Below are 14,966 nucleotides of genomic sequence, written 5' to 3'. Positions count from 1 at the left end.
CGGTCACTTGAGCCTGCTGGAGACGAGGATGGACACCAGGTGCAGCACGGTCTGGAGGAGCGCGATGCCGGCCAGTACCGCGACGCCGAGCCGGGAGAAGAACAGGTCGCCCCGCACCGCGTCCACGATCGCCAGGACCAGGATCAGCAGGGACGCCTCGATCCCGAGGACCAGCCGGTGGAACTTCAGTGCCGCGGCGGCCCTGCGGGCCAGCGCCAGTCCGGACGAACGCGGCTCGGACGCCGCCTCCTTGACCGGCGGCAGCCCGCCCTGGTGCCGGGCCACGCCGACGAGATCGGTCTCCGCCTTGATCAGGATCGCGCCGAGAGCGGCCAGCGTGCCGAGAAACGCCCAGAGCCAGTCGATGCGCCCGGGGCCCCACAGGTCGGCGGCGCGCAGGCCGAAGCCGACGAGCACCGCGGCGTCGCACAGGTAGGCGCCGACCCGGTCCAGGTAGACGCCGCCGAGCGAGAACTGCTTCTTCCAGCGCGCCACCTCGCCGTCGACGCAGTCGAGCAGCAGGTAGAGCTGGACCATCAGCACGCCGAGCACGGCGCCCCAGATGCCCGGCACCAGCAGCGCCGGGGCCGCGAGGACGCCGAAGACGGTCATCAGGTAGGTCAGCTGGTTGGGCGTGACCCGGGTGTTGACCAGGTACCGGTCGCAGCGCAGCGAGATTTCCCGCATGTAGAGGCGGCCGGCCCAGTGCTCACCGCTGCGCCGGTCCTTCACTCCCTCGGGGTGAACGACCGGGCGGAGTTCAGCTACTGATGGTTTCGGCATAGTCGGCGTATGCGTCCCTGATCTGGTCGGTGGACAGGTCCAGGTGCTCCAGGATCGTGTAGCGGCCTGGGCGGGTCTTCGGGGCGAACTCGACGGCCTGGACGAACTCCTCGTCGGTGAAGCCGATTTCGCCGGGGGTGACCGGCAGCCCGTGCCGCTGCAGCACCTCGACCATCAGCGCGGAGGTTTCCCGGTCCCCGCGCAGATGGGTGGCGAACGCGGCACCGAGGCCGCACTGCTCGCCGTGGCTCGCCGCCCTCTTGGGGAAGAGGATGTCGAAGGCGTGGTTGATCTCGTGGCAGGCGCCGGACGCCGGACGGCTGTCGCCGGCCACCGACATCGAGATGCCGGTGAGGACCAGCCCCTCGGCCAGCACCTGCAGGAAGCTGTCGTCGCCGACGCCCCCGGGGTGGCGCAGCACCGCCTCGCCGGCCTGGCGTGCCATGGCGGCGGCCAGCCCGTCGATGGCCTCGCCGGTCTCGCGGTGCGAGAGCTCCCAGTCCGCGACCGCGGAGATGTTGGAGATCGCGTCGCCGATGCCGGAGCGGACGAAGCGGACCGGCGCCTCGCGGATGATGTCGAGGTCGATCACCACGGCGATCGGGTTCGGCACGCCGTACGAGCCGCGGCCCGCGTCGTTGTCGAGGGTGGCGACCGGGGAGCACAGCCCGTCGTGCGAAAGGTTCGTCGCGACCGCCACCAGCGGCAGGCCGATACGCGCCGCGGCGTACTTCGCACAGTCGATGATCTTGCCGCCGCCGAGGCCCACGACCGCGTCGTAGTGCCCCTTCTTCATGGCGTCGGCGAGCTTGATCGCCTCGTCCAGGGTGCCGCCGCCGACCTCGTACCACTCGGCGCCGGGCAGCGCGGGGGCCAGCCGCTCGCGCAGCCTCGCCCCCGAGCCGCCGCTGATCGCGATGGCGAGCTTGCCGGACGCGGAGATGCGCTGATCGGCCAGCAGGCCCGCCAGGTCGTCCAGGGCGCCGGCGCTGATGTCGACGACGACCGGGGACGGAATGAGGCGGGTCAGTACCGGCATGCGATGTCACGGCCCTTCGCGAGGTCGTCGTGGTTGTCGATCTCGACCCACGTGACGTCGCCGATCGGTGCCACGTCCACCGTGAAACCGCGGTTGACCAGCTCCTGGTAGCCGTCCTCGTAGTAGAGGTCGGGGTCCCGCTCGAAGGTGGTCTTCAGGGCGTCGGCCAGGTCGGCGGCGGCCGAGCCCTCGATGAGGGTGACGCCGATGTACTCGCCGGTGGCCTCGGCCGGGTCCATCAGCTTGGTGATCTTCCGGACGCCCTTGGCGGGGTCCGCGACGACCTTCATCTCCTCGTCGGCGAGCTGCTTGACGGCGTCCAGCGCGAGGATGATCTGCCGGCCGTCGCCGCGGGCGGCGAGCAGCGTCTGCTCGACGGAGACCGGGTGCACGGTGTCGCCGTTGGCGAGGATCACCGAGTCGTGGGCCGCGATCACGTCACGGGCGCACCACAGGGAGTAGGCGTTGTTCCACTCCTCGGCCTTGTCGTTGTCGACGAGGGTGAGCTTGAGGCCGTACCGCTGCTCCAGGGCCTCCTTGCGCTCGTACACGGCCTCCTTGCGGTAGCCGACGACGATCGCGACCTCGGTCAGACCGATCTCGGCGAAGTTGCCGAGGGTCAGGTCCAGGATCGTCTTCGCTTCCCCGTCCGTTTCCGGACCCACCGGCACCAGGGCCTTGGGCAGGGTGTCGGTGTAGGGGCGCAGACGCCGTCCGGCGCCGGCCGCCAGCACGAGGCCGATCATGCGGGTTCTCCTTCATCGTGTACGGCGGGTGCGCCGCCCAAGTGAGCAGACACCCAGAAGCGGATGCTCTCACTGAGCACCAGCAGCGCCAGGACCACAGCGAGTGCCGTGAGCGCGATTGTGAAACCTGTATCGGGCAGCAGGGCGGCCAGGACCGTGACCACGAGGATCCGTCCTTCGCTCCCCCCGGTCGCCCGGACCAGCCACCTCGGTGGGGCCCCGGTGCCACCGCGGATGCGGTAGACCGTGTCGTAGTGATGGTAGGCGACGGCCGCGATCAGCCCGAACGCCGCGGGCAGCGCTCCGGGGGCGTCCGACCGGGCGGCCAGCACCAGAACCGTGAGGTATTCGCCGGCCCGGAAGAGGGGCGGTACGAGCCAGTCGAGAGCGCCCTTGAGCGGGCGGGACACGGCCGCGCCGGCGAGCAGCGCGGAGCAGCCGGCGACGCCGACGGTGAGCCAGGAGGCGGGGTTCTTCTGGAAGATCACCCAGACCAGCAACACCGCGGACGAGAGAAACGCCATAACGGGCGCGAGGAGGGAACCGGTGCGGCCCCGGCCGCGGGCGCCGCGGGAGACCAGCTCGACCAGCGGCCCGGTGTCCGCGAGGTCGGCGAGCGCCCGGGCGGCCCGGTCGGTGCGCCGGGCCCGGCGGGTCAGCGAGCGCAGCACCCGGCCGGCGGTGGTGTAGCAGGCGGCCAGCGCGCAGCCGATCAGCAGCGCCAGGAAGACGGTGCGCGGGGTGGTCAGCGCGGTCAGGACGGCGATCATGGCCCAGCGTTCGCCGATGGGCAGCACGATCATGCGGCGCACCCAGATCGTCCAGCCGACGCTGTCGAGCCGGTCGGAGAGCGCGGCGGTGGGGCTGGTGTTGGCGGTCGCACCCCCCTCAACGTGAATCGCCTCGTTGAACGCGAAGTCGACCACATGCCGGCAGGTCTGCAGGATCATCGCGCCGAGCGCCAGCGCCCAGACGTCGTCGCCGGAGCACCGGGCGGCGCCGAGCGCGAGCCCGGCGTAGTACGCGTACTCCTTGGCCCGGTCGAAGGTGGCGTCCAGCCAGGCGCCCATCGTCGAGTACTGGAGCGAGTAGCGGGCGAGCTGCCCGTCGGTGCAGTCCAGGACGAAGGAGAGGAGCAGCAGCACCCCGGCCGCGACGAAGCCGGCGCGGGTGCCGGTGGCCGCGCAGCCCGCCGCGGCCAGCGCGGTGAGCAGGGACGCGGTGGTGACCTGGTTGGGGGTGAAGCCGCGGCGGGCGCACCAGCGGGCGAGGTAGCGGGAGTACGGGCTGATGCAGAAGGTCGTGAAGAAGCCGTCGCGGGACTTGACGGCGGTGCGCAGCCGGACCGCCTCGTCGTCGACGGCGGCGACCGCCTCCCGGGCCTCGTCCCGCTGGGCCGGGGTCAGCGCGAGGGTGGCGACCAGGCTGCCGGGCTCGACGCGATGGAGTCCGATGTCCTCGCGGTCCAGGGCCTCGGTGAGGGTGTCGGTGAGGACGTCGGTGAGGTGGGCGGTGCCGGCACCCACCGGGATCCGGCCGGCGGCGCGGGCCAGTGCCGGGCGGGCCTCGGGCTGCGCGGTGAGCGCGCCGGGCACCGCGGCGGCCGGGAAGCGGGGGTCGGTCAGGGCGAGCCGCAGGGCGTGCAGATGGCCGACGAAGCGCGGGTCCACGAGGGCCACCCGCTGCTGTGCGGGGACGTCGGCGAGCAGCCCGGCGACGTCCGCCGGGTCACTGGCCGTACGGACGTCGAAGCCCAGCGTGCGCAGGTCGGCTTCGAGCGGCGACCCGGCGACCGGCGGACCGGTGAGGATGGCGGTCGACAGACGAACTCACTCCTTGGATGCTGACCAGGCAGCGCCGGTCGGTCCGCATTCGGCACGGACTACCCGGGCGGCGGGCGTGGCACACCTCGCCCGCGGAGGGCCGGGTGGCACGTCGGCAGAGGCTATCGGATCGCGGGATGCGGCCGTTCACCACGCATTCACCGCTCGATCGGGTGACCGACGGCTGCGCCTGCCGCGATCATCATGGTGGATCGGACGGCGCATGAACAACTGGCCGCCGCTCCGGCGCACGCCCCGGTGCCGGTTATGAGTGGGCTGGTCACGGGTGGGGCGGCTTGGTGCCGGGGTGGGTGCGGCGGAGGCCGGGCCGGGCCGGTGTGGAGCTTCTCACGGGACGGCGGGCGGGCCCGGGGAGCCCCTGCGGCCTCCGTTTCCCGCCCGGACGCGTCAGCGCCGCGGATGTCCTGGCAGCGCTCTGCCACTGATGAGGACGCCGGTGGGGCAGACTTGGCGTCGACGACCGACGACAAGGATGGGCATGCCGATCACACCTGCCAACGGACAGACCGCCGGGACCCCGGCGGTGGGCGCACCGGACGGCGCCGTCGAGCCGATCATGCTGGAGCTGGTCGACGAGGACGGTACGACGATCGGCACCGCGGAGAAGCTCGCGGCGCACCAGCCCCCCGGCCAGCTGCACCGGGCGTTCTCGGTGTTCCTCTTCGACGAGAAGGGGCGGCTGCTGCTGCAGCGCCGGGCGCTGTCCAAGTACCACTCCCCCGGCGTGTGGTCCAACACCTGTTGCGGTCACCCGTATCCGGGCGAGACGCCGTTCGCGGCGGCGGCCCGGCGGACCGCGGAGGAGCTGGGGCTGGCGCCCGCGCTGCTCGCGGAGGCCGGCACGGTGCGCTACAACCATCCCGACCCGGCCTCCGGGCTCGTGGAGCAGGAGTACAACCACCTGTTCGTCGGGCTGGTGCGGGCGGAGCCGGCGCCGGACCCCGAGGAGATCGGCGAGATCGTGTTCGTCACGCCGGAGGAGCTGGCCGAGCGGCATGCGCGGGCGCCGTTCTCCGCGTGGTTCATGACCGTGCTGGACGCGGCGCGCCCGGCGGTCCGCGAGCTCACCGGACAGTCGGCGGGCTGGTAGCGAGCGGGGTGAGCGGCAGTTCGGCCCAGATGGCCTTGCCGCCGTTCACGGTGTGCTCGACGTCGCACTTGCCGCCCGCTTCCGTGGTGAGCATCTTGACCAGCCACAGGCCGCGTCCGCCGACGTCGCCCTCGTCCGCCTCCAGTGCCTTGGGGCGGTAGGGGTGGTCGTCCTCGACCGCGACCCGCAGCCAGTTCGCGCCGACGGTGAGCTGTACGGCGATCTGGGGGGAGAGCAGCGCGGCGTGCCGGACGGCGTTGGTGACCAGTTCGGAGACGATCAGCAGCAGTCCGTCCACGATGCCCTCGGCGACGGGCACATGCTGTGCGTCGAGCAGATCCCGGACCGCGTGGCGCGCCTGGGGCACCGAGGACTCCAGTGCCGGTGCGGTGAACCGCCAGACACCTTCGTACGCGAGCGGGGAGGTCAGCTCCTCGGGGGGTTCTGCTGGGGGTCCGGAAGGCATCCTCACACGAAGAGTGTTGAGAATGCGCTGGTCCGGACCGACCCCCTGAACACAAGTCAGCGCCTATCGACGCCTTTTGGCCGATTCTGCCGGAACTGATCGATCTCGCGACGCGTTCTGTCGCTACTCTTTCTTGTTCCGAGGCCGGCGCTCGGCGGGCGTCGCGGCGTCTCCGGCGGAGCCGCCGGAAAGGGGTCCGGATCCGGCCACTCTGCTCCCCTCGACCATACCGACGACCCGGCGACCGCCGACCCCCATCGCGATCAGCCCCAGCCCGTCGAAGAGCAGCGCGAGCGAGAAGAAGCAGCCGATGACGTAGAGGCTGCTGTGCGGCCAGTTGCCGAGCACCAGGACGCCCAACAGGATGCCGAAGGCGCCCTGCACCAGCAGCCAGCCGAACTGCGGCCCGCGCACCACCACCGCGCCCACCAGGCGGAACAGTCCACCGGTCAGGAACAGCAGGGCGGCGAACATGGTCAGCGCGGCGGCGGTGGCGTCGGGCCGGCGGATCACCACCACACCGGCCGCGATGTTCAGCGCCGCCACGATCACCGCGAGCCAGAAGAAGTTCGAGCCGCGGGACTGGAGGGCGTGCAGCAGACCCACCACACCCCCGATCAGCAGCAGCCAGCCGAAGAGCAGCATGGTCGTGAGGGTGGCCACCCCGACGTAGACCAGGCCCACGATGCCGGCGAGGGCGAGGACCGCACCGAGCACCGCGAGGACGACGAAGCCGCGCCCCAACCGGGCCGTCTCCGGGTCACGCCGAGGGGTTGTGGACCTGCCGACCATCGCCGCCTCCTCCGTCCGGTGCCTTATGTCCCGGTATACCCCGTATCGGAGGGTGGGGCAGGGTGAGCGGTCCGGGCCCCCGGCGCTCGGCGGCGGACGGTGCGACGGCACAAAAGCAGCAGGTCCGGTGCCTGAGCACCGGACCTGCTGTTCTTCTTCAGTAGCGGGGACAGGATTTGAACCTGCGACCTCTGGGTTATGAGCCCAGCGAGCTACCGAGCTGCTCCACCCCGCGTCGGCTCGGAACACCTTACGGGTCTCCCGCCCCGGAACCAAATCGATTGTCCGAGCGAGCGCCGCGCCTCACACCGTGCGGTCGGCGATCCGCCCGCCCGCGACCTCGATGCGGCGCGCGGTGTGCACCGCTTCCAGCATCCGCCGGTCATGGGTGACCAGCAGCAGCGTGCCCGGGTACGAGGCGAGCGCGGACTCCAGCTGCTCGATGGCGGGCAGGTCGAGATGGTTGGTCGGCTCGTCCAGGACCAGGAGGTTGACCCCGCGGCCCTGGAGGAGGGCCAGTGCGGCGCGGGTGCGCTCCCCCGGCGAGAGAGTGCGCGCCGGGCGCAGCACATGGGCCGCCTTGAGGCCGAACTTGGCGAGCAGGGTGCGGGCATCGGCGGGCGCCATGTCCGGTACGGAGGCCCGGAAGGCGTCCATCAGCCGCGCGTCGCCGTGACCGTCGAAGAGCTGGCCGCGGGCCTGGTCGATCTCGCCGACCACCACACCCGGACCCAGCGTGGCCTGGCCGGCATCCAGCGGCAACCGGCCCAGGAGGGCCGCGAGCAGGGTGGACTTGCCGGCGCCGTTGGGGCCGGTGATGGCGACCCGGTCCGCCCAGTCGATCTGGAGGTCCACGGGGCCGAAGCGGAAGTCGCCGCGGCGCACCTCGGCGTTCCGGAGGGTGGCCACCACGGCGCCGGCCCGAGGTGCGGCGGCGATCTCCATCCGCAGCTCCCACTCCTTGCGCGGCTCCTCGACGACGTCCAGCCGCTCGATCATGCGCTGGGTCTGCTTGGCCTTGGCGGCCTGCTTCTCGGTCGCCTCCACCCGGCCCCTGCGGGCGATCTTGTCGTTGTCGGTGGCCTTGCGGCGGGCGTTGCGGACGCCCTTGTCCATCCAGTTGCGCTGGGTGTGCGCCCGGGTCTCCAGGGCGGCTTTGGTGTCCGCGTACTCCTCGTACTCCTCGCGGGCCCGGCGCCGCGCGCGGGCGCGCTCCTCCAGATAGGAGGCGTAGCCGCCGCCGTAGGTGTTGACCTGCTGCTGGGCGAGGTCGAGTTCGACGACGCGGTTGACCGTACGGGTCAGGAACTCGCGGTCGTGGCTGACCAGGACCGTGCCGGCGCGCAGCCCGGTGACGAAGGACTCCAGCCGTTGCAGGCCGTCGAGGTCGAGGTCGTTGGTCGGTTCGTCGAGCAGGAAGACGTCGTAGCGGGAGAGCAGCAGTGAGGCGAGCGACGCGCGGGCGGCCTGGCCGCCGGACAGCGCGGTCATCGGCTGGTCGAGGCTGATGGCGAGGCCCAGTTGGGCGGCGGTCTCCTCGGCGCGTTCGTCCAGGTCGGCGGCGCCGAGAGCGAGCCAGCGCTCCAGGGCGGTGGCGTAGGCGTCGTCCGCGCCGGGGCGTTCGTCGACCAGCGCCTGGGTGGCGTCGTCCAGGGCGCGCTGTGCCTCGGCCACGCCGGTACGGCGGGCGAGGAAGGCGCGTACCGACTCTCCGGGGCGGCGGTCGGGCTCCTGCGGGAGGTGGCCGACGGTGGCGGTGGGCGGGCTGAGCGCGAGCGTGCCGTTCTCCGGGGACGCCAGGCCGGCCAGCAGGCGCAGCAGCGTGGACTTGCCCGCGCCGTTGGCGCCGACGAGGCCGACCACGTCGCCGGGGGCGACGACCAGATCGAGACCGGAGAACAGGACGCGCTCGCCGTGGCCAGCGGCGAGGTCTTTGGCGACGAGTGTTGCGGACATCAGACCGCCGATCGTATCCGGCCGGGCGGTGCGCGGTCGCTCTAGTATCCGGGCATGGAACCGGCTCTGAAGACGCACGTCAGCGACGGCACGGCGACCGTCACCATCAGCAACACCGGCAAGCGCAACGCGATGACCGTCGAGATGTGGCGGGAGCTGCCGCCGCTGCTGGACCGGCTCGCGGCGGACGGCTCGGTGCGGTCGCTGGTGCTGACCGGGGACGGCGGGACGTTCTGCGCGGGGGCGGACATCGGCTCGCTGCGGGACGCGTCGGGGGCGTCGCAGGGGCTGGCGGTGGCGGCCGAGGAGGCGCTGGCGGCTTTTCCCCGGCCGACGCTGGCGGCGATACGCGGCTACTGCGTGGGCGGCGGCGCCCAGCTGGCCGCCGCCTGCGATCTGCGGTTCGCGGAGGAGGGGGCGCTGTTCGGGGTGACGCCGGCCAAGCTGGGGGTGGCCTATCCGGCGGCCGCGACCCGGCGGCTGGTCCGGCTAATGGGGCCGTCGGCCGCCAAGTACCTGCTGTTCTCGGGCGAGTTGATCGACTGTGCGCGGGCGCTGCGTACGGGGCTGGTGGACGAGGTGCTGGCCGAGGGCGGGCTGGACAAGCGGGTCGCGGAATTCACGGCCGTACTGGCGAGCCGGTCGCTGCTGACGCAGACCGCGGCGAAGGAACTGGCGGACGGGACCTGGGACGTGCCGCCCGCGGAGGCCGAGGAGCGCGGGGCGTACTGGGCGGCGCAGGCGCGGGAGAGCGGCGACATCCTGGAGGGTGCCGCCGCCTTCCTGGAGCGCCGGGCGCCGCGGTTCACCTGGCCGGCGGGCTGAGCCGGGGCCGGCCGCGGCTCGGCGGACGCGCCGTCACCTCTCGGCGGCGGCCTCGTCCCGCCAGCGCTTCCCGGCCAGGATGAGGCGTCCGTGGCCCCGCAGGGCCGCGACGACCTCGGCCGGGGCCTTGTCCGGGGCGCCGGCGTCGTAGGGCGGCTGCGGGTCGTACTCGATGCCGAGCTGGATCGTCTGCGCGACGAAGTCCCCGGCGATCCGGCCGGCCAGGGCGAGGCCCATGTCGACACCGGAGGAGACGCCGGCGGCGGTGACGTACTTGCCGTCGAAGACCACCCGCTCCCCGGTCGGCTCGGCCCCCAGGGCGGGCAGCTGGTCCAGCGCGAGCCAGTGGGAGGTGGCCCGGCGGCCCTTGAGGAGGCCGGCGGCGGCGAGGACCAGCGAGCCGGTGCACACCGAGGTGGTCCAGGTGGTGCCGGCGTCCACGGCCCGGATCCAGTCGTGCAGCGGGCCGTCCTCCATGAGCGCGGTCTGCCCGGGTCCGCCGGGGACGACGAGGACGTCCGGCGCGGTGACGTCGCTCAGCGCGGCGTCGACGACCAGCCCGAGGGAGCCCTTGTCGCTGCGGTGAAGGCCGGTGCGTTCGGCGACGAACACCACCTCGGCGCCCGGGAGGAGACCGAGGGTCTCGTACGGGCCGATGGCGTCGAGGGCGGTGAAGCGGTCGTAGAGGAGGATGGCGATCTGCATGGTGGCTCCTGTTCTGCGAAGGGGCGTCGGTGGTGCGGAAGGGCCGGGGCCCGTCCGATGGGTCCGGGCCCGTCCGATGGGTCCGGGCCTGGTCAGGTGGGTGGTGTGGCGGGCCGGAAGCGGCGGCGGTATTCGGCCGGGGAGGCGCCGAGGGCGCGGAGGAAGGCGCGGCGCATCGCCTCCGGGGTGCCGTAGCCGCAGCGGCGGGAGACCTGCTCGATGCCGTCGGCGGTGTCCTCCAGGCGCCGCCGGGCGGCTTCCAGGCGGACCCGGTCGACGTAGCGGCCGGGGGTCGTCCCGACCTCGTCGCGGAAGGCGCGTGCGAAGTGCCGGGGGGAGAGCCCGGCGCGTGCGGCGAGGGCGTCGACGGAGAGGTCCGCGGCCGGGTTCTCGCTGATCCACTGTTGGACGTCGCGCAGCGGGCGGCGCTGCGCGGTCTGCGCCGCGAGCTGGGCGCTGAACTGGGTCTGGTTGCCCGGCCGGCGCAGGAAGACGACCAGATGGCGGGCGACGGTCAGTGCCAGGTCGCGGCCCAGGTCCTCCTCCACCAGGGCCAGCGCGAGGTCGATCCCGGCGGTGACGCCCGCGGACGTGGCCACGTCGCCGTCCCGGACGTAGATCGGCTCGGGTTCGACGCGGACGGCCGGGTGGCGCCGGGCGAGGGCGTCGCACAGGCTCCAGTGGGTGGTCGCGCGGCGGCCGTCCAGCAGCCCGGCGGCGGCCAGCAGGAACGCGCCGCTGCAGACGGAGACCGTGCGGCGGGTGCGCCGGGCGTTCGCCCGCAGCCAGTCGACCAGGCGCGGGTCGGGGGTGTCGGTGCCCTCGCCGCCCGGGACGACGAGGGTGTGCGGCGGAGTGGCGGCGTCGAGCGTGAGGTCGGGGGTGAGGGTCAGTCCGCTGGTGGTGCGGACCGGCGCGCCGTCCAGGCTCGCGGTGCGGATGCGGTAGGCGCCGGGGACGCCGTGGCAGGCGCCGCTGAAGACCTCGACCGGGCCGCTGACGTCGAGGCTCTGCACCCCGTCGAAGAGAACGACCAGCACATCGCGCTGTTCCATGCGTCCATCCTGGACAGCGGCGCCGATGGCGGCAATGACGGGAATCCCACCTTTCCTGCCATGGCCGCGGAGCCGGCCCGGAATCCCCCTCCCGCCACTCCGCCATACCAACGGGTCGGTAACCTGCTCGCATGACCTCTGCTTCGAGCGCATCCGCTTCCGGCGCACTGCCCGAACGGGCCGGCCGGCACTGCCACAACGCCCTCAACCCGTTCCACTCGGCGCACTACTTCGCTCCCGAACTGCCCGCGGAAATGGCCGCGTTGGGCGTGTCGGGGCGTGCCGTCTACTTCTCCTCGCGCAGCGCGCCGCTCGGCGCGGTGGGCGCCGGGACCGTCGCCGCGACCTTCTACAGCTTCAAGTACGAGCTGATCGCCGGACACCTCCCGGACGTCTGGAAGGTCACCACCCCGCAGGCCGTCCTGGACGCCCGGCTGCGCGCCGTGGACGCCACGCTGCGCCGGCTGCTCGGCGACGAGGCGCTGACGTCCCCGGAGATGGCCGAGGCCGCGAAGCTGGCGCTGCGAGCCGCCGAGGCGGGCGGGCGCCACGCCCGGCCGCTGTACGCCGCGCACGCCGATCTGCCGGTGCCCGACGCCCCGCACCTGGCCTACTGGCACGCGGCGACGCTGCTGCGCGAGCACCGCGGCGACGGCCATCTGGTCGCGCTGCTGAACGCCGAACTGGACCCGGTGGAGGCACTGGTCACGCACTCCGCGACCGGGCGCGGGATGAGCCGGCGCGGCAACCTGGCGACCCGCGGCTGGTCGGAGGAGGAGTGGGCGGCGGCGCAGGAGCGGCTGCGCGGGCGCGGACTGCTGGGCGCCGAGGGCGAGTTGACCGAGGCCGGGGTGCGGCTGCGCAAGGACCTGGAGCAGACGACGGACCGGCTGGACCGGGCGCCGTACGCGCACCTGGGCGCGGAGGGGGTGGCCCGGCTGACCGAACTGGCCACCGCGTTCACCGGGAAGGTGGTGGCGGCCGGGGCGTTCCCCGCGGAGCTGTTCGGCGAGGGCTAGGGCCGGTCCGCCGGGTCGGGGTCGGGGTGTGGTGCGACGTGTCACACCCCGGCGTGCCCGGCCGGGTGGTGCGACAGTGCGGGCCGCGACCCGGCACAATGCAAGGCTCAGGCAAGCGCTGGAAGGCGGGGCAGGATCAACGTGACGGCATCCACCGAGCCCATCGGGGCCCTCGGGACCATCGAAGCGAGGATCGCCGGGGAGCTCGGCGTCAAGGAGCGGCAGGTGAAGGCCGCGGTCGAACTGCTCGACGGCGGCTCGACCGTCCCGTTCATCGCGCGCTACCGCAAGGAAGCCACCGAGATGCTCGACGACGCGCAGTTGCGCTCCCTGGAGGAGCGGCTGCGCTATCTGCGGGAGCTGGAGGAGCGGCGGAGCGCGGTCCTGGAGTCCGTGCGGTCCCAGGGCAAGCTGGACGCCGCCCTGGAGGCGCAGATCCGCGGCGCCGAGTCCAAGGCCCGCCTGGAGGACATCTACCTGCCGTTCAAGCCCAAGCGGCGCACCAAGGCGCAGATCGCGCGGGAGGCGGGGCTTGCGCCGCTGGCCGAGGGGCTGCTGAGCGACCCTTCGGTGGAACCGGCGGCGGCCGCCACGGCGTTCGTGGACGCGGACAAGGGCGTCGCCGATCCCGCCGCGGCCCTGGAGGGCGCACGGGCGATCCTGACCGAGCGGTTCAGCGAGGACGCGGATCTGATCGGTGAGCTGCGCGAGCGGATGTGGTCGCGCGGGCAGGTCGCGGCGAAGGTGCGCGCGGGCAAGGAGGAGGCGGGCGCCAAGTTCGCCGACTACTTCGACTTCGCGGAGCCGTTCACCGAGCTGCCCTCCCACCGGGTGCTGGCGATGTTCCGCGGCGAGAAGGAGGAGGTCCTCGATCTCGCCCTGGAGCCCGAGGCCCCGTCGACGGCCGGCGAGGGCCCCAGCGCGTACGAGCAGGCGGTGGCGCACCGCTTCGGGATCGCCGATCGGGGTCGGCCCGCCGACAAGTGGCTCCAGGACACGGTCCGTTGGGCCTGGCGCACCCGCATCCAGGTACACCTGGGGATCGATCTGCGGCTGCGGCTGCGGCAGGCCGCCGAGGACGAGGCGGTGCGGGTCTTCGCGTCGAACCTGCGCGATCTGCTGCTGGCGGCGCCCGCCGGCACGCGCGCCACGATGGGCCTGGACCCCGGTTTCCGTACGGGTGTGAAGGTGGCGGTGGTCGACGCGACCGGCAAGGTGGCGGCGACGGACACTGTTTACCCGCATGTGCCGCAGCAGAAGTGGGACCAGTCGCTGGCCACCCTGGCGCGGCTGGCGCGGGAGCACGACGTCGAGCTGATCGCGATCGGCAACGGCACCGCCTCCCGGGAGACCGACAAGCTGGCGGCCGATCTGATCGCCGCGCAGCCGGAACTGAAGCTGACGAAGGTGATGGTGTCCGAGGCGGGTGCCTCGGTCTACTCGGCCTCCGCGTTCGCCTCGCAGGAGCTGCCGGACCTGGACGTGTCGCTGCGCGGCGCGGTGTCCATCGCCCGGCGCCTCCAGGACCCGCTGGCCGAGCTGGTCAAGATCGACCCCAAGTCGATCGGGGTCGGCCAGTACCAGCACGACCTCTCCGAGGTGAAGCTGTCGCGCTCGCTGGACGCGGTCGTCGAGGACTGCGTGAACGGCGTCGGGGTGGACGTCAACACGGCCTCCGCGCCGCTGCTTTCACGGGTGTCCGGCATCGGCTCCGGGCTGGCCGAGAACATCGTCGCCCACCGCGACGGCAACGGCCCGTTCCGCTCCCGCAAGGCCCTCAAGGACGTGGCGCGGCTCGGCCCGAAGGCGTACGAGCAGTGCGCGGGCTTCCTGCGAATCCGGGGCGGCGACGACCCGCTGGACGCCTCCAGCGTGCACCCGGAGGCGTATCCGGTGGTGCGCCGGATGGTGCGCTCGGCGGGCACCGAGGTCGGCGGGCTGATCGGCAACACGGCCGTGCTGCGCACGCTGCGCGCGGCGGACTTCGTCGACGACTCCTTCGGGCTGCCGACGGTCACCGACATCCTCCAGGAGCTGGAGAAGCCGGGTCGGGACCCGCGTCCGGTCTTCAAGACGGCCACCTTCAAGGAGGGCGTGGAGAAGATCGGCGACCTGGCGCCCGGGATGCTGCTGGAAGGCGTGGTCACCAACGTCGCCGCCTTCGGGGCGTTCGTGGACGTGGGCGTCCACCAGGACGGGCTGGTGCACGTCTCGGCGATGTCGAAGAGTTTCGTCAAGGACCCGCGGGACGTGGTCAAGCCGGGCGACATCGTCCGGGTCAAGGTGCTCGACGTCGACGTTCCGCGGAAGCGGATTTCGCTGACGCTGCGGCTGGACGACGAGCCCGGCAAGGGCGCGGCGGCCGGCGGCGGCGAACGGCGCGGCGCGGCCGGCGGTGAGCGCCGTGGCGGCAGCGGCGGGGCCCGCGAGGGCGGCCGGGGCGGTGCGCCGCGACAGCGGCAGGGCGGCGGGCAGCGGCAGGGCGGCGGGCAGCGGCAGGGCGGCGGGCAGCGGCAGGGCGGCGAGCGCCGCGGCGGCGGCCGGGACGCCGCGCCGGTCAACGACGCGATGGCGGACGCGCTCCGGCGGGCCGGGCTGCTGGGCGGCAAGGGCGGCCGGTGAGTTCGGCGGCCTGACGGGCGGCGG

The 14,966-nt window shown here is 73.1% G+C and carries 14 protein-coding genes and 1 tRNA gene; 5 read left to right on the top strand and 10 right to left on the bottom strand.

Annotated elements, in window-relative coordinates; all coding sequences use genetic code 11:
- Window positions 1-3: 3 nt before the first annotated feature.
- From ACO1BR_RS19130 to ACO1BR_RS19115, 4 genes are read right to left on the bottom strand one after another with little or no spacing between them, the layout of a single operon-like run.
- Window positions 4-783 (bottom strand): CDP-alcohol phosphatidyltransferase family protein, encoded by a 780-nt coding sequence (locus ACO1BR_RS19130; RefSeq protein ID WP_426796276.1) that lies wholly within the window; start codon window positions 781-783, stop codon window positions 4-6.
- Window positions 761-1,822, bottom strand: a complete 1,062-nt coding sequence (locus tag ACO1BR_RS19125; RefSeq protein ID WP_426796275.1) for an iron-containing alcohol dehydrogenase family protein — start codon at window positions 1,820-1,822, stop codon at window positions 761-763. Before ACO1BR_RS19125 ends, ACO1BR_RS19130 begins: the two co-directional genes overlap by 23 nt.
- On the bottom strand, window positions 1,810-2,568 hold the full coding sequence (locus tag ACO1BR_RS19120) for a sugar phosphate nucleotidyltransferase (protein ID WP_426796274.1): 759 nt from the start codon (window positions 2,566-2,568) through the stop codon (window positions 1,810-1,812). Before ACO1BR_RS19120 ends, ACO1BR_RS19125 begins: the two co-directional genes overlap by 13 nt.
- Complete coding sequence (locus tag ACO1BR_RS19115) at window positions 2,565-4,247, bottom strand: DUF5941 domain-containing protein (RefSeq protein ID WP_426796273.1); 1,683 nt, start codon at window positions 4,245-4,247, stop codon at window positions 2,565-2,567. Before ACO1BR_RS19115 ends, ACO1BR_RS19120 begins: the two co-directional genes overlap by 4 nt.
- Here ACO1BR_RS19115 and ACO1BR_RS19110 point away from each other — a divergent pair.
- Both ACO1BR_RS19110 and idi read left to right on the top strand, forming a co-directional pair.
- A complete protein-coding gene (locus tag ACO1BR_RS19110) occupies window positions 4,215-4,415 on the top strand; it encodes a hypothetical protein (RefSeq protein ID WP_426796336.1) in 201 nt (66 codons plus the stop codon). The genes ACO1BR_RS19115 and ACO1BR_RS19110 overlap by 33 nt on opposite strands.
- 475 nt (window positions 4,416-4,890) lie before the next feature.
- Entirely contained in the window at window positions 4,891-5,502 is a 612-nt protein-coding gene (idi, locus tag ACO1BR_RS19105; protein WP_426796272.1) for an isopentenyl-diphosphate Delta-isomerase, read from the top strand.
- Here the strand turns inward: idi and ACO1BR_RS19100 are convergent.
- From ACO1BR_RS19100 to ACO1BR_RS19085, 4 genes are all read right to left on the bottom strand, one after another.
- On the bottom strand, window positions 5,477-5,968 hold the full coding sequence (locus ACO1BR_RS19100; protein WP_426796329.1) for an ATP-binding protein: 492 nt from the start codon (window positions 5,966-5,968) through the stop codon (window positions 5,477-5,479). The genes idi and ACO1BR_RS19100 overlap by 26 nt on opposite strands.
- 123 nt (window positions 5,969-6,091) lie before the next feature.
- Entirely contained in the window at window positions 6,092-6,760 is a 669-nt protein-coding gene (locus tag ACO1BR_RS19095) for an HdeD family acid-resistance protein (protein ID WP_426796271.1), read from the bottom strand.
- 161 nt (window positions 6,761-6,921) lie between these two features.
- Window positions 6,922-6,995, bottom strand: a tRNA-Met gene (locus tag ACO1BR_RS19090).
- A gap of 68 nt (window positions 6,996-7,063) precedes the next feature.
- Window positions 7,064-8,716, bottom strand: coding sequence for an ABC-F family ATP-binding cassette domain-containing protein (locus tag ACO1BR_RS19085; RefSeq protein WP_426796270.1), 1,653 nt, complete (start codon window positions 8,714-8,716; stop codon window positions 7,064-7,066).
- A gap of 54 nt (window positions 8,717-8,770) precedes the next feature.
- Here ACO1BR_RS19085 and ACO1BR_RS19080 point away from each other — a divergent pair, with 54 nt between their 5' ends.
- On the top strand, window positions 8,771-9,541 hold the full coding sequence (locus ACO1BR_RS19080; RefSeq protein WP_426796269.1) for an enoyl-CoA hydratase/isomerase family protein: 771 nt from the start codon (window positions 8,771-8,773) through the stop codon (window positions 9,539-9,541).
- A gap of 33 nt (window positions 9,542-9,574) precedes the next feature.
- Here ACO1BR_RS19080 and ACO1BR_RS19075 read toward each other — a convergent pair whose 3' ends face one another.
- Window positions 9,575-10,246, bottom strand: coding sequence for a DJ-1/PfpI family protein (locus ACO1BR_RS19075; protein WP_426796268.1), 672 nt, complete (start codon window positions 10,244-10,246; stop codon window positions 9,575-9,577).
- Between the two features lie 92 nt (window positions 10,247-10,338).
- A complete protein-coding gene (locus ACO1BR_RS19070; RefSeq protein ID WP_426796267.1) occupies window positions 10,339-11,301 on the bottom strand; it encodes a GlxA family transcriptional regulator in 963 nt (320 codons plus the stop codon).
- 131 nt (window positions 11,302-11,432) lie between these two features.
- Between ACO1BR_RS19070 and ACO1BR_RS19065 the strand changes: the two genes are divergently transcribed.
- Complete coding sequence (locus ACO1BR_RS19065; RefSeq protein WP_426796266.1) at window positions 11,433-12,320, top strand: SCO6745 family protein; 888 nt, start codon at window positions 11,433-11,435, stop codon at window positions 12,318-12,320.
- A 141-nt stretch (window positions 12,321-12,461) separates the two neighbouring features.
- Window positions 12,462-14,942, top strand: coding sequence for a Tex family protein (locus tag ACO1BR_RS19060; protein ID WP_426796265.1), 2,481 nt, complete (start codon window positions 12,462-12,464; stop codon window positions 14,940-14,942).
- Window positions 14,943-14,966 lie beyond the last annotated feature (24 nt).

The sequence above is a fragment of the Streptomyces sp. YGL11-2 genome, from assembly GCF_050054615.1.
In the GTDB taxonomy this organism is placed as follows: domain Bacteria; phylum Actinomycetota; class Actinomycetes; order Streptomycetales; family Streptomycetaceae; genus Streptomyces.
This window is presented reverse-complemented; position numbering and strand designations above follow the sequence as displayed.